Annotated in this window: 16 protein-coding genes; 9 read left to right on the forward strand and 7 right to left on the reverse strand. The window is 65.0% G+C overall.

Translation table 11 applies throughout. From position 1 onward, the window contains the following. Position 1 precedes the first annotated feature (1 nt). Positions 2-2,260: a cyanophycin metabolism-associated ABC transporter gene (locus tag JY500_RS14665; protein ID WP_206253561.1), complete on the reverse strand. Its 2,259-nt coding sequence runs from the start codon at positions 2,258-2,260 to the stop codon at positions 2-4. Positions 2,261-2,575: 315 nt separating this feature from the next. On the opposite strand from JY500_RS14665, the gene JY500_RS14670 reads away from it, so the two are divergent. The 5 genes from JY500_RS14670 (at position 2,576) to JY500_RS14690 (ending at position 10,217) form a co-directional block, all read left to right on the forward strand. Continuing rightward, the gene (locus JY500_RS14670; RefSeq protein ID WP_206253562.1) at positions 2,576-4,762 is read left to right on the forward strand and encodes a cyanophycin synthetase; all 2,187 of its coding nucleotides are present in this window, start codon (positions 2,576-2,578) and stop codon (positions 4,760-4,762) included. Between the two features lie 46 nt (positions 4,763-4,808). After that, positions 4,809-7,379: a cyanophycin synthetase gene (gene cphA, locus JY500_RS14675; protein ID WP_172197990.1), complete on the forward strand. Its 2,571-nt coding sequence runs from the start codon at positions 4,809-4,811 to the stop codon at positions 7,377-7,379. 67 nt (positions 7,380-7,446) lie between these two features. Continuing rightward, on the forward strand, positions 7,447-9,231 hold the full coding sequence (gene mutL, locus JY500_RS14680) for a DNA mismatch repair endonuclease MutL (RefSeq protein WP_206253568.1): 1,785 nt from the start codon (positions 7,447-7,449) through the stop codon (positions 9,229-9,231). A 130-nt stretch (positions 9,232-9,361) separates the two neighbouring features. Continuing rightward, the gene (locus tag JY500_RS14685; protein WP_206253569.1) at positions 9,362-9,823 is read left to right on the forward strand and encodes a hypothetical protein; all 462 of its coding nucleotides are present in this window, start codon (positions 9,362-9,364) and stop codon (positions 9,821-9,823) included. A gap of 133 nt (positions 9,824-9,956) precedes the next feature. Next, positions 9,957-10,217: a hypothetical protein gene (locus tag JY500_RS14690; RefSeq protein ID WP_206253570.1), complete on the forward strand. Its 261-nt coding sequence runs from the start codon at positions 9,957-9,959 to the stop codon at positions 10,215-10,217. A 16-nt stretch (positions 10,218-10,233) separates the two neighbouring features. Here the strand turns inward: JY500_RS14690 and JY500_RS14695 are convergent, their stop codons facing one another. Beyond that, entirely contained in the window at positions 10,234-11,163 is a 930-nt protein-coding gene (locus tag JY500_RS14695; RefSeq protein ID WP_206253571.1) for a TraB/GumN family protein, read from the reverse strand. A 2-nt stretch (positions 11,164-11,165) separates the two neighbouring features. On the opposite strand from JY500_RS14695, the gene miaA reads away from it, so the two are divergent. Further along, on the forward strand, positions 11,166-12,125 hold the full coding sequence (gene miaA / locus JY500_RS14700) for a tRNA (adenosine(37)-N6)-dimethylallyltransferase MiaA (RefSeq protein WP_246479638.1): 960 nt from the start codon (positions 11,166-11,168) through the stop codon (positions 12,123-12,125). Here the strand turns inward: miaA and JY500_RS14705 are convergent. From JY500_RS14705 to JY500_RS14715, 3 genes are all read right to left on the reverse strand, one after another. Beyond that, on the reverse strand, positions 12,122-13,711 hold the full coding sequence (locus JY500_RS14705) for a BCCT family transporter (protein WP_206253572.1): 1,590 nt from the start codon (positions 13,709-13,711) through the stop codon (positions 12,122-12,124). The genes miaA and JY500_RS14705 overlap by 4 nt on opposite strands. A gap of 134 nt (positions 13,712-13,845) precedes the next feature. Continuing rightward, positions 13,846-15,489 carry a DEAD/DEAH box helicase gene (locus JY500_RS14710; protein WP_206253582.1) on the reverse strand — a complete coding sequence of 548 codons (1,644 nt, stop codon included), beginning with the start codon at positions 15,487-15,489 and terminating at the stop codon, positions 13,846-13,848. Positions 15,490-15,708: 219 nt separating this feature from the next. Next, the gene (locus JY500_RS14715) at positions 15,709-16,119 is read right to left on the reverse strand and encodes an acyl-CoA thioesterase (protein ID WP_206253584.1); all 411 of its coding nucleotides are present in this window, start codon (positions 16,117-16,119) and stop codon (positions 15,709-15,711) included. Positions 16,120-16,252: 133 nt separating this feature from the next. Here JY500_RS14715 and JY500_RS14720 point away from each other — a divergent pair, with 133 nt between their 5' ends. Further along, positions 16,253-17,890 carry an electron transfer flavoprotein-ubiquinone oxidoreductase gene (locus tag JY500_RS14720; RefSeq protein ID WP_206253586.1) on the forward strand — a complete coding sequence of 546 codons (1,638 nt, stop codon included), beginning with the start codon at positions 16,253-16,255 and terminating at the stop codon, positions 17,888-17,890. A gap of 66 nt (positions 17,891-17,956) precedes the next feature. Here JY500_RS14720 and JY500_RS14725 read toward each other — a convergent pair whose 3' ends face one another. Next, complete coding sequence (locus tag JY500_RS14725; RefSeq protein ID WP_206253587.1) at positions 17,957-18,736, reverse strand: hypothetical protein; 780 nt, start codon at positions 18,734-18,736, stop codon at positions 17,957-17,959. Positions 18,737-19,076: 340 nt separating this feature from the next. On the opposite strand from JY500_RS14725, the gene otnI reads away from it, so the two are divergent. Further along, positions 19,077-19,877, forward strand: a complete 801-nt coding sequence (gene otnI, locus JY500_RS14730) for a 2-oxo-tetronate isomerase (protein WP_246479639.1) — start codon at positions 19,077-19,079, stop codon at positions 19,875-19,877. A 58-nt stretch (positions 19,878-19,935) separates the two neighbouring features. Further along, positions 19,936-22,878, forward strand: coding sequence for an HD domain-containing phosphohydrolase (locus JY500_RS22195; RefSeq protein WP_246479640.1), 2,943 nt, complete (start codon positions 19,936-19,938; stop codon positions 22,876-22,878). 46 nt (positions 22,879-22,924) lie between these two features. Here JY500_RS22195 and JY500_RS14740 read toward each other — a convergent pair whose 3' ends face one another. Beyond that, positions 22,925-23,425: a pullulanase-associated domain-containing protein gene (locus JY500_RS14740; protein ID WP_172197957.1), complete on the reverse strand. Its 501-nt coding sequence runs from the start codon at positions 23,423-23,425 to the stop codon at positions 22,925-22,927. Between the last annotated feature and the right edge of the window lie 47 nt (positions 23,426-23,472).

Genomic DNA, 23,472 nt, shown 5'->3' on the forward strand with positions numbered 1-23,472 from the left:
CTCATTCCTCAAGGTGCGTTTCGGCGTTGCGGGCCTGGGCCTGGTAGAGCCGCCAGTAGGCGCCTTGCTTTTCCATCAGCTCGTCGTGATGGCCCACCTCGACGATCTGGCCGCGGTCCATCACCACCAGCCTGTCGGCCTTGCGCAGCGTGGACAGGCGGTGCGCAATCGCAATCGTGGTGCGCCCTTGAACCAGGTTGTCCAGCGCCCGCTGGATCTCGCGCTCGGTCTCGGTATCAACCGAGGCGGTCGCTTCGTCGAGGATCAGCATGCGCGGGTTGATCAGCAGCGCGCGTGCAATCGAAATCCGCTGACGCTCGCCGCCAGAGAGCCCCTGGCCGCGTTCGCCCACCAGCGAGTCGTAGCCCTGCGGCAGGCGCAGGATGAATTCGTGCGCATGGGCCGCGCGCGCCGCAGCGATGATCTCGGCGCGCGTCGCGTCCGGCTTGCCGTAGGCAATGTTCTCCGCGATCGTGCCAAAGAACAGGAAGGGCTCCTGCAGGACGAGGCCGATGTTGCGGCGGTAGTCGGCGACCGGCAGCGAACGGGTGTCGACGCCATCGACGCGGATTGCGCCCTCGCTGACGTCGTAGAAGCGGCAGATCAGGTTCACCAGCGTGCTCTTGCCCGAACCGCTGTGACCGACCAGGCCGATCATCTCGCCCGGCTTGATCGTCAGCGAAAGGCCGCGGATCACCGAGCGATTGCCGTAGCGGAAGCCGATGTCGCGCATCTCGATCTCGCCGCGCACGGTCTCCAGATGCACCGGATTGGTCGGTTCCGGCACGTTGGACACATGATCCAGCACGTCGAAGATGCGCTTGGCGCCGGCAGCGGCCTTCTGCGTCACCGACACGATGCGGCTCATCGAATCCAGCCGGCCATAGAAGCGGCCGATGTAGGCGAGGAAGGCGGTCAGCGTACCCACCGTGATCTCACTCTTCGAGACCTGCCAGATGCCGAACGCCCACACCACAAGCAGGCCGATCTCGGTCAGCAGCGACACCGTCGGCGAGAACAGCGACCAGGTCTTGTTGAGTCGATCGTTGATCAGCAGATTGTGGCGGTTGGCTTCGCGGAAACGCTTCGCTTCGCGCTGCTCCTGCGCAAACGCCTTGACGACACGGATGCCGGGAATCGTGTCGGTGAGGATGTTGGTGACCTCCCCCCACACCCGGTCGATCTTCTCGAAGCCGGTACGCAGGCGGTCGCGCACCAGGTGGATCATCCAGCCGATGAACGGCAAGGGCAGCAGCGTGACGAGCGCGAGGGCCGGATTGATGCTGAACAGGATCACCGCAGTCATGGTGATCATCAGTACGTCGGTGATGAAGTCCAGCGCGTGCAGCGACAGGAACACGCTGATGCGGTCCGATTCCGAGCCGATACGCGAGATCAGGTCGCCGGTGCGTTTTCCGCCGAAGTATTCGAGCGAGAGTTGCAACAGGTGTTCAAAGGTTGTCGTGCGCAGGTCGGCGCTGATGCGCTCCGAGGCCAGTGCGAGGATGTACGTCTTGGCCCAGCCCAGCGACCACGACACCATCGCCGCAGCGAACAGCCCGCCGAGGTAGAGCGCGACTTTGCCCGGCTCGATGTGCTGGCCGTTCTGGAAGGGGATCAGCACCTCGTCCATCAGCGGCATGTACAGGTAGGGCGATACAAGCGTCGCGGCCGTCGCGCCCAGCATCAGCAGGAAGCCCGCCAGCAATTGGCCCTGGTAGGGGCGTGCGAATCGCCACAGGCGGAACAGCGTCCAGGTGGAGGGCGGCGTGTGCAGCTCGCGGGTACAGATCGGGCACTCGTCCTCGTCCGGCGGCAGCGGCGTATTGCAGGTCGGGCAGATATCTTCGCCATCGTGCTCGACGGGCTTGCCGGTGAGCAGCAACTGCAATTGCGCGTCGAACTGGTCAATCACTCGCAGCGCCGCGACGTTCTGCCCCAACGTATAGCGCCAGCTTGCGAGTAGCGACGTGGCGTCACGCAGCTCCAGCGTCCCGACACCGGCATGGTCGTGGTGCAGCAGCGCGAGCCCCTCGCGCAAAGGCCAGGCCCGCCACTCGGAATCGCCAGGCGCGCGCGCGAGCAGGCGGCGATCAGTCATCGCGACAAGGCCGGATCCGAAGCGCAGGCGCGCGTCGAGGTCAACCTCAACCGCCGCGAGAACGTTCTCTCCCCGTTCAAGCTGCCCTGACAGCGCCTCGCGCCAGACCTCGGGAACTGCGTTGCGTGCGGTATCCGCGGCGAGTGGTTCAATCGTCATGTGGGGCTGTTCGGCAGGCGCCTGAGTTGTGAATGGGCTGGATCGCCCGGGAAACCGGGCAAAACGTATGGCACGGCAATCCGGTTGACCGCGGTCTTTTCCCGGTCTTCTGAGCGTGCGAGCGGGAGAGAAACGCACAATTGCGATATTCTGGCGGGTCGGAACTTCCCACCCAGCCAGATGGCAAGGAAGTATACCGCACCGGCCCCCGCGCCCTCACGCGCGGAGGTATTCGGGCACAAGCCCGGAACACGAGGCGAAGCGACCTCGGAAATGGTCCCTGCGGCACGGCCGACCGGGACTCACGACTGGAACATGAAGAAGAAAGACATCACGTTTCTTCGCGTCACGCATCTGCGCGGCCCGAACATCTGGACCTACCGACCAGTCATCGAAGCCTGGCTGGATATCGGTGCGTTCGAACAGCACCCGTCAAACACCCTGCCTGGTTTTGTCGATCGCCTGGTCGCCTGGCTGCCCGGCCTTGCCGTGCATCGCTGCGGCGTGGGCGAACCGGGCGGGTTCATCCAGCGGCTCAACGAAGGCACGTGGATCGGGCATGTGCTCGAGCACGTCGTGCTGGAGTTGCAGAACCTCGCCGGCATGCGCACCGGGTTCGGCAAGACGCGCCAGACCGCCGAAGGCAGTGGCATCTACAAGATGGCCTTCCGCACCCGCAATGAGCAAGTCGGCCGCGCCGCACTGGAAGCGGGTCGCGAACTGGTGCTGTCAGCCGTCGAAGATCGCCCGTACGACCTTGCCGCCACTGTCGAACGCCTGACGGACATGGTCGATTCGCTGTGCCTCGGCCCCAGCACCGCATGCATCGTCGACGCTGCAACCGATCGGCGCATTCCGTCGATCCGGCTGAACGAAGGCAACCTCGTCCAGCTGGGCTACGGCGCGCGCCAGCGCCGAATCTGGACCGCCGAGACCGACCGCACCTCCGCGATCGCGGAGAGCATTTCCAGCGACAAGGATCTGACCAAGAGCCTGCTGGCATCCTGCGGCGTGCCGGTGCCGCAGGGCCGCATCGTCGATAGCGCCGAAGATGCCTGGGAAGCGGCCGAAGATGTGGGCCTGCCGGTCGTCGTCAAACCGGTCGATGGCAACCACGGCCGCGGCGTCTCGCTCGACCTGTCGCGTCGTGAAGACATTGAAGCCGCCTACGCGCTCGCGCTCGAACACGGCAGCGAGGTGATCGTCGAGCGCTTCATCCGCGGCAACGAGCACCGCTTGCTGGTGGTTGGCAACAAGGTCGTCGCCGTTGCGCGCGGTGAAGAGGCATGGGTCACCGGCGACGGTAAATCCACGATCCTCGAACTGATCGATTCACAGCTGAATACCGATCCGCGTCGCGGCCTCACCGAGGAATTCCCGCTCAACAAGATCATTGTCGCGAACGATGCCGCGATCCAGCTCGATCTGACGCGCCAGGGTTTCACGCCCGACTCGGTGCCCGCCGCGGGCAAGCGCGTGCTGATCCAGCGTAACGGCAACGTCGCCTTCGACTGCACCGACGAGTTGCATCCGGAACTCGCCGAAGTCGTCGCGCTCGCCGCCCGCGTCGTTGGCCTCGACATCGCCGGCGTCGATCTCGTCGCGGAAGACATCTCGCGCCCGCTCAGCGGGCAGGATGCCGCCGTGGTCGAAGTCAATGCAGGCCCAGGCCTGCTGATGCACCTGAAACCGGCCCAAGGCCAGCCGCGCCCGGTGGGCGTTGCGATTGTCGACCACTTGTTCAGCCCATCCGATTCGGGCCGTGTGCCGCTGATCGGCGTGACCGGGCGCCAGGGCACGACGCAGATTGCCCGCCTGATCGCTTGGCTGGTGCGGCTCTCTGGCCGTCATGTCGGCCTCGCGTGCAATGATGGTCTGTTCCTCGATCGCCGCCAGGTCGACCGCCGCAACGGCGTCAATTTCGAGTCCGGGCAGCGCCTGCTGATGAACCGCAATGTGGACGCCGCGGTGTTTGAGCACAGCGGTGAATCGATCCTGCGTGAAGGCCTGCCCTACGATCGCTGCACGATCGGCGTCGTCACCGATGTATCCGGCTTCGAATCGCTCGGCGAGTTCTACATCGACGACGCGGACAAGCTGGTCAACGTGCTGCGCACCCAGATCGACGTGATCCTGCCGGACGGCTTCGCAGTGCTGAATGCAGCGGATGCAACGGTCGCCGAACTGGCCCCGCTATGTGACGGCGCGGTGATCTTCTACGGCCTGTCGGAAACGCTGCCCGCTATCGTCGCGCATCGCGCCGCCGGCGGCCGCGCGGTGTTCGCGCGCGATGGCCGGGTCTTCCTCGCCACCGGCGCCGAAGAAGAGCGCCTGGACGAACTAGCGATGCTGCCCGCGCCCGACACCGGCACGCTGCAAGCCGAGAACATCCTCGCTGCGGTCGGCGCAGCCTGGGCCCTTGAAATGTCGCCCGACCTGATCGGCGCCGGCATCGAAACCTTCGAAGCCGAGCAAACCGCCGCTCGGGCACGCGCACATTGAACGACCGTCGCCCAGACGACTGCGACAGATACAGGAAGATCGCTTGATGGAAGTTTCCCGCATCCGGGCCCTGCGTGGCCCGAACCTGTGGAGCCGCCACACTTCGATCGAGGCCATCGTTGCCTGCAAAGGGCCCGAGACCGAGATCGACACCATTCCCGGCTTTGAGGCGCGCCTGCGCGCACGCTTCCCGGATCTTGGCCAACTGCAGCCGCGTGGCCACAGCACCTCGGTCGCGATGGCACATGTGCTGGAAGCCGCCGCACTGAGCCTGCAAGCGCAGGCGGGCTGCCCGGTCACCTTCAGCCGCTGTCACGCCACGCTGGAAACCGGCGTGTATCAAGTGGTCGTCGAGTATTCGGAAGAAGCGGTCGGCCGCCTCGCGCTGGAGCTTGCCGAAACGCTGATCCAGGCCGCGGTGGATGACACACCGTTTGATCTCGCCAGCGCGCTGGCACGTCTGCGCGAAGTCGACGAGGACGTGCGACTCGGCCCGTCCACCGGCTCCATCGTGCAAGCCGCCGTCGAGCGCGGCATCCCGTTCCGCCGGCTGACCGAAGGCAGCCTGGTCCAGTTCGGCTGGGGTTCCAAGCAACGTCGCATTCAGGCTGCCGAGATGGATACGACGAGCGCGATCGCCGAATCGATCGCGCAGGACAAGGAGCTGACCAAGCGCCTGCTGCTTGCCGCCGGCGTGCCGGTGCCGGTGGGCCGCCCGGTCGCGGATATCGAGGACGCCTGGGTTGCTGCACAGGAAATCGGCCTGCCGGTCGTCGTCAAACCGCAGGACGGCAACCAGGGCAAGGGTGTCACCGTCAACATCACCAGCCGTGAACAGCTGGAGATGGCCTACAAGGTGGCTTGCGAATTCCGCGACGACATCATGGTCGAGCGCTACCTGCCCGGCTACGACTACCGCCTGCTGGTGGTGGGCGACAAGCTGGTGGCTGCCGCACGACGCGATCCGCCCTTCGTCATTGGCGACGGCGTGCATACGGTGCGCCAGCTGGTCGACCAGGTGAACGCCGACCCGCGCCGCGGTGACGGCCACGCCACCTCGCTGACGAAAATCCGCTTTGACGAGATCGCGATCGCGCGTCTCGAAATGCAAGGCCTCACGGCGGAATCCGTGCCGCCCAAGGGCAAGCGCGTGGTGCTGCGTAACAACGCCAACCTCTCAACCGGTGGCACCGCCACCGATGTGACGGATGACGTGCATCCGGAAGTCGCCGCGCGCGCCGTAGCCGCGGCCCAGATGGTCGGGCTGGATATCTGCGGCGTGGATGTGGTGTGCGACAGCGTGCTCAAGCCGCTCGAAGAGCAAGGCGGCGGCATGGTCGAAGTGAATGCCGCGCCGGGCCTGCGGATGCATCTGAACCCGTCGTTCGGCAAAGGGCGTGCGGTCGGCGAAGCGATCATCTCCAGCATGTTCCCGAATGGCGAGGATGGCCGCATTCCGGTTGTCGCAGTCACCGGCACCAATGGCAAGACGACCACCGTGCGCCTGATCGCGCATCTGTTCATGGCCAACGGCCAGACGGTCGGCATGACCAACACCGACGGCGTCTACATCCAGGGCCGCCGCATCGACAGCGGCGACTGCTCGGGCCCGAAGAGCGCGCGCAACGTGCTGTTGAACCCGACGGTGGATGCCGCAGTATTCGAGACCGCCCGTGGTGGCGTGCTGCGCGAAGGCCTCGCGTTTGATCGCTGCAAGGTCGCGGTGGTGACGAACATCGGCCTTGGTGACCACCTTGGCCTGAACTTCATCACCACGGTGGACGAACTCGCCGTGCTCAAGCGCGTGATCGTGCAAAACGTGGCGCCGGACGGCACCGCTGTGCTCAACGCCGCAGACCCGATCGTCGCCGCCATGGCGGACAACTGCAGCGGCAAGGTCACGTTCTTCGCCGCCGACCGCCATCTGCCTGTGATGGCAACGCACCGCGCACAGGGCAACCGCGTGGTGTACGTCGATGGCGATGCGATCGTCGCAGCCGAAGGCATGGTCAAGCATCGCGTGCCGCTGGCGGAGATCCCGATCACCCGCAATGGCACGATCGGCTTCCAGGTCGAGAACGTCATGGCCTCGGTGGCCGCTGGCTGGGCCGCCGGGCTCGAGTGGGACGTGATCCGCAAGGGTCTCGCCACCTTTATGAACGACTCGGACAACGCACCGGGCCGCTTCAACGTGTTCGATTACCGTGGCGCGACGCTGATCGCCGATTACGGCCACAACCCGGATGCGATGAGCGCACTGGTGAACGCCGTGGAAGCCATGCCGGGCAAGCGCCGCAGCGTGGTTATCAGCGGCGCCGGCGACCGCCGCGACGAGGACATCCGCCAGCAGACCGAGATCCTCGGCAAGGCCTTCGACGATGTGCTGCTGTATCAGGACGCCTGTCAGCGCGGTCGTGCCGACGGCGAAGTGATCGGACTGCTGCGCGAAGGCCTGGTCGGCGCCCCACGCACCACCCATGTCGAGGAAATCACTGGCGAATTCATCGCGATCGACAAAGCCCTCGCCCGCCTGCAACCCGGTGATCTGTGCCTGATCCTGGTGGACCAGGTCGAGGAGGCGCTTGCCCACATCGCCAAGCGGATCGCCGAAGGCTGAAGCCTGCTAGCATTGGCCCATGCCCCGCTCCGGCGGGGCTTTTCGCTTCTGGAACGCAAATCCGACAATGCCCACGATTCGCCGCCTGCCCGAACTCCTGATCAACCAGATCGCCGCTGGCGAGGTCGTCGAACGACCGGCTTCGGTGCTCAAGGAGGTGCTGGAAAACAGCCTGGACGCCGGCTCGCGCGCAATCGAAGTGCAACTGCAACAAGGCGGCGTGAAGCAGATCCGCATCGCCGACGACGGCTGCGGCATCGACAAGGACGAACTGGGCATCGCGCTGGAACGCCACGCCACCAGCAAGATCGCCTCGCTCGACGATCTCGAATGCGTCGCCACGATGGGCTTCCGCGGTGAGGCGCTCGCGTCGATCGCGTCGGTCGCGCGCGTCACCCTCACCAGCCGGGCGCAGGGCTCGCCGCACGCTTGGCGGATCCATGCGGGTGAAACGTCACCCTCGCCCGCGGCGCTGAACAGCGGCACGGTTGTCGAGGTGAGCGACCTGTACTGGAACGTTCCCGCGCGCCGCAAATTCCTCAAAAGCGAAGGCACCGAGTTCGGCCACTGTGACGACGCCTTTCGCCGCATCGCGCTTGCTCGCCCCGAGGTGGCGTTCCAGCTGCAGCACAACGGCCGTGTCAGCCTGCGGCTGGCAACGGGCGACATGCGTCGGCGTTGCGGCGACATTCTCGGCGAAGAGTTTCTCGAGCACGCTCGCGTGATCGACGTGGAGGCCGCCGGCCTGCGGCTGTCCGGCTTTGCCGCCCTGCCCGCCTACGCACGCGCCAGCCGCGACGCGCAGTACTTCTTCGTCAACGGCCGCTTTGTGCGCGACAAGCTGATCCAGCACGCGCTGCGCGAGGCCTACGCCGACATTCTGCACGGCAGCAAACACCCGGCCTTTACCCTGTTCCTCGAACTCGACCCATCCGGCGTCGATGTCAACGTGCACCCGGCGAAGACGGAAGTGCGATTCCGCGAAGCACGGGCGATCCATCAGTTCGTGTATCACGCTGTCAGCCGCGGGCTTGCCGCTACGATCGGTGCTGTCGCCGCCACGGCGCCGCGTATCGAGACCCATGCGCCGCCAATGCCGCAGCCGGAGCAAATCCGGCTCGCCGTCGAGGAGCCGAGAACACCCTACCACTTTGGCAGCGACTCACCTGCTCGCAGCCCATCGGCCGGCTCAATGGCGGAGTTCTTCCGGCCGGCAGCGCTCAACACCCCCATGCCGCAGACCCTGCCGCTTGCTGCGGCCGACACGGAAGGCGCGCCGCTCGGCTACGCCCTCGCGCAATTGCATGGGGTCTATGTGCTGGCGCAGAACGCACGCGGCCTGATCCTGGTGGACATGCATGCAGCCCACGAGCGGATCCTGTACGAAAAGCTCAAGAACGTGCTCGACGGCGCCCCGAGCACGCAACACCTGCTGATCCCGGCCGTCTTCGGTGCCAGCGCGAAGGAAATGGCGTGTGCCGAAGCGCAGCGCGAGACGCTCGACCGCATCGGCTTCGAAATCGCTGCCGCCGGCCCAGCCGAACTCGCCGTGCGCAGCGTGCCAACCCTGCTCGCCCGGGCAGACATCGTCGCCCTGACGCGCGCACTGCTCAGCGAACTGGTGGACTACCCCGCGTCCGACGTCGTTTCCGCGCGCCGCAACGAACTTCTGGCCACCCTCGCGTGCCATGGTGCGGTACGTGCCAATCGCAGCCTGACGCTGCCCGAGATGAATGCACTGCTGCGCGAGATGGAAGCCACGGAGCGCGCCGACCAGTGCAACCATGGCCGGCCGACCTGGGTGCAGCTCTCGATGAGCGACCTCGACAAGCTGTTCCTGCGCGGCCGCTGAGCCGACGCCTGTTGGCACCGAGGGACAAACCGGGGGCCCGGCAAGACAAGGGCCCGTAGCCACGCGACGCGGACAATATTCCCGACGTCAATGCACACAATGCAGCGACGGTCTGAACAGGGGAACCTACATGTCCAAATCGCCCTTCGCGAACGAAGTCGCCGCAACCGCCGATCGGCTGCGCCAAGACGGCTTCCAGATCGAATTCTGCTTCGAACGCGGTCAGTTGGTGCTGACACGGCGCGGCCGCCAATTCACCTTCTCGACGAGCGAAGCCGAACGCATGCTGCGGCACGCTCGAACGGTCTGGACCGTCGCGGACGCGGTGAGCTTTGACTGCGCCTTGCTGCATGTAGTGGCCAAGCGCATTTTGGTGAGCGGCCTGCAGGCGTTACCGGATCGCCGGGCTGACCCGCACCACGGCCGCTCAGCGCCCACGCCAGGCAGCCGCGCATTCTTGCGGGGCGACGACAGCGCTCCCAGCAGCCTCAGGCACGTTCGCCGCACTGCACGATGTTCGTTCGCCAATCGAATATATCCGTCCGTCGGAAATGCTGCCAAGCCTTTGCTGGCGCGCTATAACGCGGAATGATCGTGACTAAATGGGCTTGCTGCAGCGCAATGCCGGAAGCATAATCGGCACTCATTCATCAAAGCGCAACAGACGCACTGGCAGCATCGGCGCCTCCCCCGCGTCGCATGCAACGAAAACGGAGACTCGCGCGATGGACAATGTCATTCTTGCCATGCAGGTCAGTCGGGGCGCCGAAGCAGCGCGCGCAGCCGGCATCAGTGTTACGTCGAACCCGCACAACGAACACCTCGACGTGGAATCACCCGATGGTCTGACGGTGCTCGCCGGCAACCTCGCCGCCGACATCCTGCGCGAGGCGCGCAAACTGTGGGGCGTTGCTGGTGTCGTCAGCTTCCAGACGGCGCTGCTTTACTGCACCGCGCTGTATCTCTCGCAGCGCCCGCCGGGCTGAGCGCGGCCTACGAAGCTCAATCGCTGCTGCTGAGCTGGCGCACGCGGAAGCCACGACGCGCCAATAGTGCCGGGATCGCTTCGCGCCCGGCCAGATGACCACTCCCGATCACCACAAAGGCAGGCCGCCCCTCGCGTGCGAGCTTCGCGATGGCATCGGTCATCTCGCGATTCCGGCGATCGAAGAGCTCCTCGAACATTGCCCGGCTTGACGGATCGGCAGCCTGAGCCTTGCGCAGCGCCTCGGCAAGGCCGTTCGCATCGCCGCGCCGCCAGGCACCGACCAGCTCGTCGAGCGATGCACGCAATGAGCCGTCGTCCGCAGCCTTGAGGCTCGAGCGCAGCGACTCGATCTGTTCGCGCTCGGACCCGGCCGCGAGCGCCTGCATTTGCCGTTCAACGGTTTCCAGCTCGACCAGCGCCTTGCCATCGTGCTGCGCGCGGTTGATGAAATGCAGGTCGATGCCGTGAAGTGGTGACAAGCCGGCGCGACTCGCCGCCGCCACCGCGACAAACACGTTCGCCATCGCTGGCGACAGCGCGTCGACCGATTCTTCGGGCATGCCCATCGCCGAGAGCTGTTTGACGAGCCGGCGCCAGTCCGCATTGCCAAGCTGTTCGCGCAAGCCCGCGCCGCCGCCCGATACATCGCCCAGCGCGCCGGCGATGTCCGCCCGCGTCGCATCCACCTCCACCGCCAGCACCTCGGCGCGGCGGAACTTGGACTCGACCGCCGCGGGCAGCGGGAAGCAGTCCGCCCGGCACACGTGCACCGAGCCGAACAACCACATTGGCGCCGCTCCGCCGCTGACTTCCCACAGCAGCAAGGGGGCCGCCTGGGCCGCAAACGCCACGGAAATGCACAGCACGCCACTCAGCGCGCGCAGAAGCCCGCCGCGCCCCCTAGAATGGCGCACCCTGTCAGCCGCTTCGCGCAACGAGTTCATCCGTGTCTTCTCCGTCTATCCGTCCCGATGCTATCGCGCTGATCGGCCCCACCGCCAGCGGAAAAACCGCGTGCGCGCTGGATCTTGCACAGCAGATGCCGTGCGAGATCATCAGTATCGATTCCGCGCTGGTGTTTCGTGAGATGGATATCGGCACCGCCAAGCCGACACCGGCGGAGCTGGCGACCTGCCCGCACCATCTGATCGACGTGATCGATCCGACCGATGCCTATTCCGCGGCCCAGTTTCGCGCCGACGCGATCCGCCTGATTGCGGAGATCCGCGCGCGTGGCCGTGTGCCGCTGCTCGCGGGCGGCACGATGCTTTACCTGAAGGCATTGCACGACGGCCTGTCGGACTTGCCTCAAGCCGATGCCGACATGCGCGCGGAGATCGACGCAGAAGCGCGCATTCGTGGCTGGCCCGCCTTGCATGCAGATCTTGCGGTGATCGATCCGGCCGCGGCCGCACAGCTCAAACCGAATGACGCACAGCGCATTCAGCGCGCGCTGGAGATCGTGCGCCTGACCGGTCGCTCGCTGGCTGAGAACTACGCGCAGCGGGAAGACGACACCGCCACCCCGTCGCTCGCGATTCTCGCGTTGGAACCTTCGGATCGCAGCGTGGTGCATGCGCGGATCGCACAGCGGTTCGAGCAAATGCTCGCGATGGGTCTGGTCGACGAAGTGGCGGGTCTTCGCCAGCGCTACCCTCTGAATGCCGAAATGCCCTCGATGCGCTGTGTCGGCTATCGACAGGCGTGGGAGCATCTCGATGGCGACTACGACCTGGCCGAACTGCGCGATCGCGGCATCTACGCCACGCGTCAGCTGGCAAAGCGCCAGATCACCTGGCAACGCAAGTTCGCCGCCACCTGGCCGGAAGTCACCCGCATCGACTGTCTGCGCACGGACTTGGTCGATGCGGTGCGTGAAGCAGCACAGCGCGCCCTCGCGGACTAACGTAGCTCGGCAGCGAATCGGGCGCTGTCGTCCACGCCACGCATCTCGGTTGGCGCGTCCATCAAGTCCGCGTCTGCGATTTCGCGCAGGCGACGCTGCACGCGCTGATCGCGCAAGTCCTGCGCGTCGGCATCTTCGGACAGCGCCCGCCACGTCGACGCGCAGAGCCCCAGCAGCACCAGCGTGAAGGGCAATGCCGAGACGATCGACATCGTCTGCAGCCCCTTGAGCCCGCCACCGATCAGCAGCACCGCGGCAATCAGCGAGATCAACAGCCCCCACACAAGCTTCGTGGCCGCCGAAGGGTTAAGCGAGCCCTTCGACGACAGCATGCCGAGCACGAAGGTCGCCGAATCCGCGGAGGTGACGAAGAAGACGCCGACCACCCCGATCGCGAGCATCGACAGGAGCTGCCCCAAGGGCAAGGATTCAAGCAGCAGAAACAGCGCATTGTCGACGCTGGCCTTGGCGGCCGCCGCAATCGGAACGCCGCCGAACATTTCAAGCTGCAGCGCGCTGCCGCCAAAGATCGAGAACCACAGGAAGCTGACCAGCGAGGGCACGAGCATCACGCCAACCATGAATTCCTTGATCGTTCGGCCGCGCGAAATGCGTGCGATGAACATGCCGACAAACGGCGCCCAGGTAATCCACCAGGCCCAGTAGAAGACGGTCCAGTCTGCCGTCCAGGACCCCTGCGTGAAGGGCGTCAGGCGCATGGACTGCTGGATCAGGCCACCGAGGTAAGCGCCTACGGTTGTCGTGAAGGCGTCCATCACGAAAAGCGTTGGCCCCATCACGAGCACGGCGATCGCCAGCAGCGCCGCCAGCACCATGTTGGTGTTGGAGAGCCACTTGATGCCCCGCGCGAGGCCAGTGGCTGAAGACAACAGGAACAGCACCGTCGCGATGCCGATCACGGAGAGCGTCAGCGCGGTGCCCTTTTGCAGGCCGAACACGTGGCTAAGCCCGCCCGAGATCTGCATTGCGCCGAAGCCAAGTGATGTGGCTACACCGAATACCGTGACGACGATTGCAAGGATGTCGATGGTGCGGCCGGCCCAGCCCTCGGCATGCGCGCCCAACAGCGGCCGGAATGCCGCACTCAGCAGCCCAGGCGCCCCACGGTTGAACTTGAAATAGGCCAGCGAGAGTCCAACCACGGCATACAACGCCCAGGGATGGAGACCCCAATGGAAGAACGATGCGCGAAGCGCGAAACGGGCAGCTTCGGGCGTTGCCGCGTCGATATAGCTGGGGGGAGCGAGGTAGTGCGAAAGCGGTTCGGCCACGCCCCAGAAGACAAGCCCGATCCCCATGCCGGCGGAAAACAGCATGGCGAACCAGGAGCCGCGGCCGAACTCGGGCCGCGCATCCTCGCCGCCAAGCCGTATCCGGCCAAAGCGGCCGAAGGCCAGCACCAGCGCGAAGACGACGATGCCAAACACCACCAGCAGGTAGTACCAACCGAAGTTGTGAATCGTCGCGGCGAGCCATCCGGTGGTGGTGGCGGCAAGGCCGGCGGGCGAGATCAGGCCCCAGCCGACAAAGGCGGAGACGATCAGCAGCGACAATCGGAAAACCATGGCAACTCCGGGCTTTGGGTCGAACCCCAAAGGTACGATCCAACGCCCGTCTTCACCACGTCCGCACACGCCAAGCGCCATGCTGCGGCGGCCACAGCACGGCGACGGGCGGGTCAAGCCCGCCCAGGAACCGTTTAGTCCTTGCGCTTGCCGCCGAGCAGTGCCGCAACGGCACGCAGCGCGCGCTGGGCGCCGCCGACCGGCGCCGCTTCCGGCTTGGCAGGGGTCGCGCTGGCGCGCGGTGCGGCTTCTGCATGGCGCGGCGCCGCGTTGGCATGGCGTTGTTGCTGCGATGCACCGCCCCGGCGCGCCTCGCCTTGCGGCCGGGCCGGGCGATCGGACCGGGTCGTCGTGCCTTCGGCAGCACGCGCGCCGGGCGCTGCGTTGCGGTTACCGGGCTGTCCTTGGCCTGAGCGCTTGGGGGCCTGGGCCGTCGCGGCTGCCGGCTTGCCATGACGCGGGCCGGGTTGCGGCCCGCGCGCCGGATGCTGCTGTGGCGACGCATTGCCGCTGCGCGCACCCGCATTGCCGCCACGACCACCGCCAGCATTGCGGCCGCCGCGTGTATGCGCCGGCGCCGGGTGTGCCGGGCGTGCATGGCCAGCGTGCGATTCGCCGCCGGCAGGTAGCGCCACCGGTACGAAATCCGGATCGGTGACACGATCGATCTTGCGCCGCATCAGGCGCTCGATCGCGACGAGGTGCTTCATCTCTTCGTCGTCGACCAGCGAGATCGCAGCGCCGGTCGAACCCGCGCGGCCAGTACGGCCGATACGGTGGACGTAGTCTTCCGGTACGTTCGGCAGTTCGAAGTTCACCACCTGCGGCAGTTGGTCGATATCCAGGCCGCGTGCGGCGATGTCCGTTGCGACCAGCACCTGCAGGTCGCCCGATTTGAATTCGGAGAGTGCGCGGGTACGCGCGTTCTGGCTCTTGTTGCCATGGATCGCAAGGGCCGGGATGCCGTCCTTGTCGAGCTGCTCGGCAAGGCGATTGGCGCCGTGCTTGGTGCGCGTGAACACCAGCACCTGGAACCACTGGTGCTTCTTGATCAGGTGCGCCAGCAGGTGGCGTTTCTGTTTCTGGCCGATCAGGTGAACCGACTGCGCGACCAGCTCGCTCGCCGTATTGCGACGCGCGACTTCGACATAGCCCGGCTTGTTCATCAGGCCGTCGGCCAGCGCCTTGATCTCGTCCGAGAACGTGGCCGAGAACAGCAGGTTCTGGCGTTGCTTGGGCAGCAGCGCGAGCACCTTTTTGATGTCGCGGATGAAGCCCATGTCGAGCATGCGGTCGGCTTCGTCGAGCACGAGAATTTCGACCTCGGCGAGCGACAGCGTTTTCTGGCCGATGTGGTCGAGCAAACGGCCCGGCGTGGCAACCAGGATATCAAGCGGCTTGCGCAAGCCGGCAATCTGCGGGTTCATGCCCACGCCGCCGAACATCACCATCGAGGTCACGTCCACATGCTTGCCGTAGGTCTGCACCGATTCTTCGACCTGTGCGGCGAGCTCGCGCGTCGGGGTCAGGATCAGGCAACGCGGCTTGCCGGGCGTTGCGCGCTTGGGCTTGGTCACGAGGTGATGCAGGATCGGTAGCGTGAAGCCGGCGGTCTTGCCGGTACCGGTTTGTGCGGCGGCCATCAGGTCACCGCCTTGCATCACGAGGGGAATGGCTTGTGCCTGGATCGGCGTCGGGTGGGTGTAACCGGCTTCGCCGATTGCACGCAAAAGGGGTTCGGCCAGCGCCAGGCTGGCAAACGTAACTTCGGAATTCATCAAACAGCTCCAGCGACGGCCCGTCGCTGTAAACCGAGCGACACCAATCCAGGCAGACGTGAATGAGATCGAGGAGAAGGCCTTGAGTGGCCGGACGATCGGGTGGTAAGCAGAGACCGCTACGACGATTGGCGTTCGCAGGGTGGGCGCAGCATACCCGTGATTCGGGTAAAAGTCAGCCTCGGCGCAGGTCAGCCCCTGCGCCCGGCCTTGAAAACCTCAGGCAATCAGGTCCAGCAGCTTCTGCGGCAAAGGTGCGGATTTGCCGGTATTCAGGTTGATCCACACGGCTTTGGCCTCGCCGGTTGCGTAGGTTTTGCCATTCGCGGCATCGACCAGCTCGTAGCGCGTCTGGACGCTGGAGCGCCCCGGATCACCGACGTAGAGCTTTACCCGCACGGTTGCGGGATAATTGATCGGTTGCAGGAAGGTGCAGGCGGCGTGAACGATCACCGGCACCTGAGGCTCGGCGGGGTCGCAGACGAAACCCTGCTTGTCAAGCCACTCCACGCGCGCCTGTTCCATGAAGCGGAAGAACACGGTGTTGTTGACGTGTCCGAGCGCGTCCTGATCGCCCCAGCGAACCGGGATGTCGCATTCGTGTAGCAAGGTGCCAGCGTTGTCCTGCATGTTCTGTCTCCGGGTTTTCGCGCCTTGATTCGAGGCGCATCACGGGGGTAATCTACCATACCGTACCGTATGGTGAATGACGTTTTGCGGACACCGGTCGCGCAGACGGGCTGAATTTTCCAGGAGTGTAGGAATGGAACGCGAGTCGATGGAATTCGACGTGCTGGTGGTGGGTGGCGGGCCTGCGGGCCTGTCGGCGGCGATCCGCATCAAGCAGCTGGCACAGGAGAAAGGTCAGGACGTCAGCGTCTGCCTGATCGAGAAAGGCGCCGAGATCGGCGCCCACATCCTGTCTGGCGCGGTGATGGATCCGCGCGCGATCAACGAACTGTTCCCCAACTGGAAGGAACTCGGCGCCCCGCTCGAAACCGCCGTCACGCACGACCGCGTGCTGTTTCTCTCCGAATCCGGAGCCACCGAAGTACCGCACTGGGCCACGCCGGCCACGCTGAAGAACGAAGGCAACTACATCATCAGCCTCGGCATGCTGGCACGCTGGCTGGGCGAGCAGGCCGAAGCGCTGGGTGTCGAGGTCTATCCGGGTTTTGCCGGCGCGCAGGTGCTCTACGACGAGCAGGGCCGCGTAAAGGGCGTCATCACCGGCGACATGGGCGTAGGCCGCGACGGCGAACCGGGCGGCAACTTCCAGCCAGGCATGGAACTGCATGCGAAGTACACGCTGTTCGCCGAAGGCTGCCGCGGCCACCTCGGCAAGCAACTCGAAGCGAAATTCAACCTGCGCGACGGCGTTGATCCGCAGACCTACGGCATCGGCATCAAGGAGCTGTGGGAGGTGAAGCCGGAGAAGTTCCAGAAAGGTCTGGTGCTGCACTCCGCTGGCTGGCCGATGAACCCCGACACCTACGGCGGCGGGTTCATGTACCACTACGGCGAGAATCTGGTGGCGATCGGCTTTGTGGTGGGCCTCGGGTACAGCAACCCGCATCTGTCGCCGTTCGAAGAATTTCAGCGCTACAAGACGCATCCGTCGATCAAGGGCTACTTCGACGGCGCCAAGCGCATCGCCTACGGCGCGCGTGCAATCACGGCCGGCGGCGTGCAAAGCCTGCCCAAGCTCACCTTCCCGGGGGGCGCGCTGATCGGCGACGACGCGGGCTTCCTCAATGCCGCGCGGATCAAGGGCTCCCACGCCGCAATCAAGAGCGGCATGATGGCCGGTGACGCCGCCTTCGAGGCGGTCGCCGCTGGCCGCGCGCAGGACGAGCTGGTCGCCTATCCGGCGGCCTACAAGCAATCCTGGCTGTTCGACGAACTGTATCGGGCGCGCAACTTCAAACCGTATATGGCCAAGGGCCTGTGGCTCGGCACCCTGCTCTACGGCATCGACCAGCAACTGCTGCGCGGCAAGGCACCGTGGACGCTGCACAACACCGCCGATCACACGAAGCTGAAGAAGGCATCGGAGTGCGCCCCGATCACCTACCCGAAACCCGACGGCGTGCTGACCTTCGACCGCCTCTCATCGGTGTTCCTGTCGAACACCAACCACGAGGAAGATCAGCCCTGCCACCTGCAGCTGAAGGACGCCAGCGTGCCGGTGAAGGTGAACCTCGCGGAGTACGACGCACCGGAGCAACGCTACTGCCCCGCTGGCGTTTACGAAATCGTCCGCGAAGAGGCCGGCCCGCGCCTGCAGATCAACGCGCAGAACTGCGTGCACTGCAAGACATGCGACATCAAGGATCCGACGCAGAACATCGTGTGGGTCGTGCCGCAGGGCGGTGAAGGCCCGATCTACCAGCAGATGTAAGCGCCGCGCGCAAAGAAGAACGCCCGCGGCAATGCGGGCGTTTTCATTGCTGCGCGAAGCGCGTGTTCAGCGCAGGATGCGGCTGAAGTAGTTGCGACCGTTGTTGTTGTCCCAATAGGTCACGCCGTTCACGGTGTACGAGATTGCGTACTCCACCTGTGAAGCGTTGCCAATGTTCAGCTGATAGCGCCACTCCTCAAAGCCCATCGTGTTCGGGTTGCCGATGCTGTAATAGCTCGACGACCAGAAGTCCTTGCTGAATGTCGCTACCGCGGTACTCGACGTCGCCCAGTTGTCGGTGGAATACACAAGCTTCACGTCTTTCGCATACGCAAGGTTGCGCACCGTCACGTAGCCCGACCATGTGGTGACGCCTGCGCCAGCGTAGATCTCCGCGCTGTAGTTCGCGCCGTAGACATTCACGCCATTGCCAAGCAGGGAACCGGCACCCTTACCGAGCTTGTAGTTGGCGCCGCCGTTGTTGTCCCAGAAAGTGGTTCCGTTAACGGAGTACTTGACCGCGAACTCGATCGTGTTGCCGACGGAATCGGGCAACGAATACGACGAGAAGTCGGCGGCCCAGATCTCCTTGTTGGCGCCGCTGCCGCGCACGTAGCTGAGCGGGAAGTCGGCCCAGGTACCGTTTGCTTGTTTGATGTAGGCGGCCACCTGCTTCTGGTAACCAAGATTGGCGACCTCGACCTCAAAACGGCCGTTGTGCCAGTACCCACGGTAGTAGGAAACGTAGCTGTTCGCCTTCTTCAACGCCACTTCGCCAGCTGCCGCGGCAAGGCCCGGCAACACCAACAAGAGAGCGAAAACCAAACTACCAATACGCTTGTGCATTTCATCTACTCCAGATCTTGCATTGCATGGCCCCGAGCCCCCACCACACACGTCATTGCTGCCGTGCGGTCGGGAATCTAGCAACACGGTGACATTCCCCCTCATTGCACTGATTTATTGATTCATCATCAAATTCGAAGCTCTGCGGCGGGCACGCAGGCAAGTCCCTGATCTAACTGAAGGTGACACATGAGCATGCAGTGCGATCTGGCGGCTCAATGTGTCGCCATTTCACAACAACCGCACGTAGATGCGGATACCCGACCGGGCTGCGCAGGGACCGGCAGTCTTGGCTTCGTATCGCGAGGCACCGACATTCAGGTATGGTGAGTGGCAGTCCTTGAACCCACTTGCCGCCATGCCGCGCTTTGCAGCGAACCTGTCCTGGCTGTTCACCGAACTCGACTTCCCTGGTCGCTTCCAGGCCGCTGCCAGGGCGGGCTTTGAGGCCGTCGAGTTCCTCTTCCCCTATGACTACACCCCGGAAGCGGTAGCGCGGTGGCAGCGTGATGCCGGCGTGCAGACCGTGCTGTTCAATCTGCCGCCCGGCGAATGGGCCAACGGCGAACGCGGACTCGCCGCGCAACCGGGTCGTGAGCAGGACTTCGCAGCCAGCGTGGAACTCGCCCTGCTGCATGCGCGCGCACTGGGCGTGAAGCGGCTTCACGCGATGGCCGGTCTCACCGATCCGGATCTGCCGCACAGCCTGCAACGCCATGTTTACATCCAGAACCTGCGCCAGGCATGCCGACGCCTCGCGCCCAGCGGCATCGAGTTGTTGATCGAGCCGATCAACCCGAGCGACATGCCGCACTACTTCCTCACCCACGTCTCGCAGGCGCTGGAGATCATTGCCGAAGTCGGCGAGCCGAACTTGCGGCTGCAATTCGACGCCTACCATGTGCATCGCGTTGGGGACGATGTCGGTGCCACATTCGCGGTCGCCCAACCACAGGTTGCGCATATCCAGATCGCCGGCAGCCCGGGGCGCAACGAACCCGATACCGGTACGCTCGACTATCGAATGCTGTTCGCGCAGATCGACGCCGCTGGATTCGAGGGCTGGATCGGCTGCGAATATCGCCCCGCGGCCGACACGGTAGTCGGCCTGCACTGGCGGGAGCGCTTGACCGCGCGCTGATCCGCCGGCGGCCAAACCGCCTAAACTGACTGCTCCGCGCCGCACGTAGAGGGCAGTCATGGATCGACCGTCTGGCAGACGTTTCCCGCTTTACGTCCACATCACGACCTTGTTCTTCGTGATGTTGCTTGCCATCGGGGGCCTGCTCGCATGGCTCTCGTATGCGCGCAGCGCCGAGATCATCGAAGAAGCCGTGCAGGATGTCTTCACCCGGATCGTGCGCGAGACGACGAACCAGCTCGAGGGCATCGTCGCGCCAGCGCAAACCGCGCTCAGCCTGCAGGCCGAGCAGCGGGTGGTCCGTGCCCGCAACCTGCCGGACAGGCTCGACAGCCTCGGTTTCTATGCCCGCGCGCTGGAATCGACGCCCTCCGCCACCTCGGTCTATGCCGGCTACGACGATGGCGACTTCTTTCTGGTCCGCAAGCTCGATGATCCGGAAACGATCAAGCTCCTGAACGCGCCCGCCGGCGCCACCTACGCGGTGCAGAGCGTCGAGCGCGATGCGCGCGGCACGGTTGGCGAATTCCTGTTCTTTGACAACGAGTTGCGCCCACTTGGCCGCGATGCCCGCGACAGCTATGCAAGCTACGACCCGCGCGAACGCGGTTGGTATAAACAAGCCAGCGCGGCCGCGGGCGTAATCCGTACCGACCCCTACGTCTTCTTCACCACCGCACGTGTCGGTGTAACGCTGGCGCGGCGCAGCATCGACCCGCACGCCATCGTCGGGATCGACATCCGGCTCGAGACGGTCGCGGATCTGCTCAAGCAACAGAAGTTCACGCCCGGCACGCAACTGGTGATCTTCGATGCACAGCGCCGGGTAATCGCCGCGGACCAGATCGAACGGGTCGTGCGCAGCGACCGCAACGGCGAACGGCCGCAACTGGTGCAGCTCGAATCCTTCGGAAGCCCGGCGCTCGCCCATCTGGGCAAAACGGTGGCAACCGACACCGCGCCGCATCCGAAAGCGCTTCACATCGACGGCCGTGACTGGCACACCGCCGCAGTGCGCCTGCCTGGCAGCGACGCGCGCCCGCTCTTCCTCGCGCTTGCCGTGCCCGATGACGAATTGCTCGCTCACGCGCGGGAACTGCGCAACGAGCTGCTGTTTGCCACCGCCATCGTGATGCTGCTGGCGATCCCGCTCACGCTGGTTGTTGCGCGTGCAGTGGCCAATCCGCTGCGCCGACTGGTCGGCGAGGCTGACGCAATCCGGCACTTCGATTTCACTCGGCCGATCGTGGTGAGCTCATTGGTGCAGGAGGTGGATGATCTCGCCGCGACGATGCAAGGGATGAAGCGGACCATCCGCCGCTTCCTGGACATCTCGTCGGCGATTGCGGCGGAAGACAACTTCGAACGCCTGCTGCCGCGTCTGCTCAACGAGGTCATCGACGCGGCACAGGCCACCGGCGGCGTGCTCTACCTTGCGGACGCGAGCGGCACACGCCTCACGGCGGCAGCGATCAACCGCCAGGGTGAAACCGAGATCCCGAGCGAGCCCGTATCCTTCGCGCTCGATACCCTGCCCGCACTGCTGCAGGGCGCGCTGGATTCCTCGACGACCGGAGTAATGGCGGGATCGGTAAGCGCGGCCGAACTGCAGACAGCGCAACTGGATGTCGACGGGTTCGCCGCACCTGCGGTGGCTTCGCTCGCGGTACCACTCTACAACCGCAAGCAGCAGCGGGTCGGCGCGATGCTGCTCTTCGGCGCGGCGGGAGCGGACGACGCCAAACGCAGCTTCATCGGCGCGCTGTCTGGCACGGCGGCAATCTCGCTCGAAACGCGCGAACTGGTGCAAGCGCAGAAGGCGCTGTTCGAAGCCTTCATCAAACTGATTGCATCCGCGATCGACGCGAAGAGCCCCTACACCGGTGGCCATTGCGCCCGCGTGCCTGAGCTTACAAAGATGCTGGCACGCGCTGCCTGCGCCGCAGACAGCGGCCCGTTCAAGGACTTTGCGCTCAGCGAAGAGGCGTGGGAGGCGGTGCATGTGGCCGCATGGCTACACGACTGCGGCAAGGTCACAACACCCGAGTACGTCGTCGACAAGGCCACCAAGCTGGAGACGATCTACGACCGCATCCACGAAATCCGTACCCGCTTCGAGGTACTCAAGCGCGACGCGGAAATCGCGGCGCTGCGCCGCATCCTTGACGGTGAGCCGCGCGAAACGGCTGAAGCCACGCTCAACCGTGAACTCGCCGCGCTCGACGCCGATTTCGCCTTCGTCGCAAGCTGCAATGAAGGTGGCGAATTCATGGCGCCGGAACACCTTGGGCGACTGCAATGCATCGCCGCACGAACCTGGCTGCGCACGCTGGACGACCGCATCGGCATCTCGCATGAAGAACGCGAGCGCAAGGCCATGGTCCCCGCCGCGCCGCTGCCGGTGCAGGAGGCGCTGCTTGCGGACAAGCCGGAACACGCCATCGCGCGCGGCGCGGCAGAACATATCGGCACCGACAACCCATGGGGCTTCCGGCTCGATACGCCGGCCCTGCGCTACAACCGAGGCGAGCTGTACAACCTTTCGATTGGCCGCGGCACACTGACAGCGGAGGACCGGCACAAGATCAACGATCACATCGTGCAGACGATCGTCATGTTGTCGCAACTGCCCTTCCCGAAGCATCTGCAACAGGTGCCGGAGATTGCCGGCGGGCACCACGAGAAGATGGACGGCACCGGCTACCCGAAGCGCCTCACAGGCAGCGAGATGAGTCCGCTGGCGCGGATGATGGCGATTGCAGACATCTTCGAGGCGCTCACCGCCATCGATCGCCCCTACAAGAAGGGGAAGACCTTGTCGGAGGCGATCGCCATCATGGCGCGCATGCGCGACGAGCAGCACATCGACGCAGAGCTCTTCGCGCTGTTCCTGCGCGCGGGCGTGTATCGCGACTACGCGCAGCGCTTCATGCAACCGCAGTACGTCGACGCGGTGGATATCGAACGCTACCTTGGCGCCCACGCAAGCGCGCAGAAATGAAAACGGCCGGCATCAGGCCGGCCGTCCGGGCAGACGCGCCGGGGCGTCAGAGCGGTTGCTCGGTGTACACCTTGCAATCGCCCGACTTGATCCACACCTCGGTACCACGCTGCGCGATCGTCGGCGGGAAGGTGACGGACTGATCGGTCGCGCAATCCTTCTTGCCGGTGCCATCGGTGATCAGGAAGTCCATCATCGCAGCCTCGCTCGACACCGCGATATCGAGGTAGACACCGAACGCGTCCTTGCCTTCAAAGGCCAGATTGCCCGGCCACTTCGGCGGTTCGTCCTTGACGCCCTTCCACGCATACACGCCCCAGCCCTCGTAGTCGCCACCGACGCGCTGGTAGTGGAAACGCACGGATCCGGGCTTCACGGCACCGATTGTGCCGCTCGCTACCGGCTGCGATTGCTCGGCCGCCACTGGCGCGGACGCAGCGACTTGCGGTGCCGACTGCGCGACCGGGGGTTCTTCCTTGCTGCATGCCACCAGCGCCGAGACACCGAGGCTAAGGATGGAGGCTTGGATGATTGACGAACACTTCATGGCTGGCTCTGTATGACTGTTGTTTTTGGGAGGAATGCACCAAAGGG

It is taken from the genome of Niveibacterium microcysteis (assembly GCF_017161445.1).
GTDB classification, from domain to species: Bacteria; Pseudomonadota; Gammaproteobacteria; order Burkholderiales; family Rhodocyclaceae; genus Niveibacterium; species Niveibacterium microcysteis.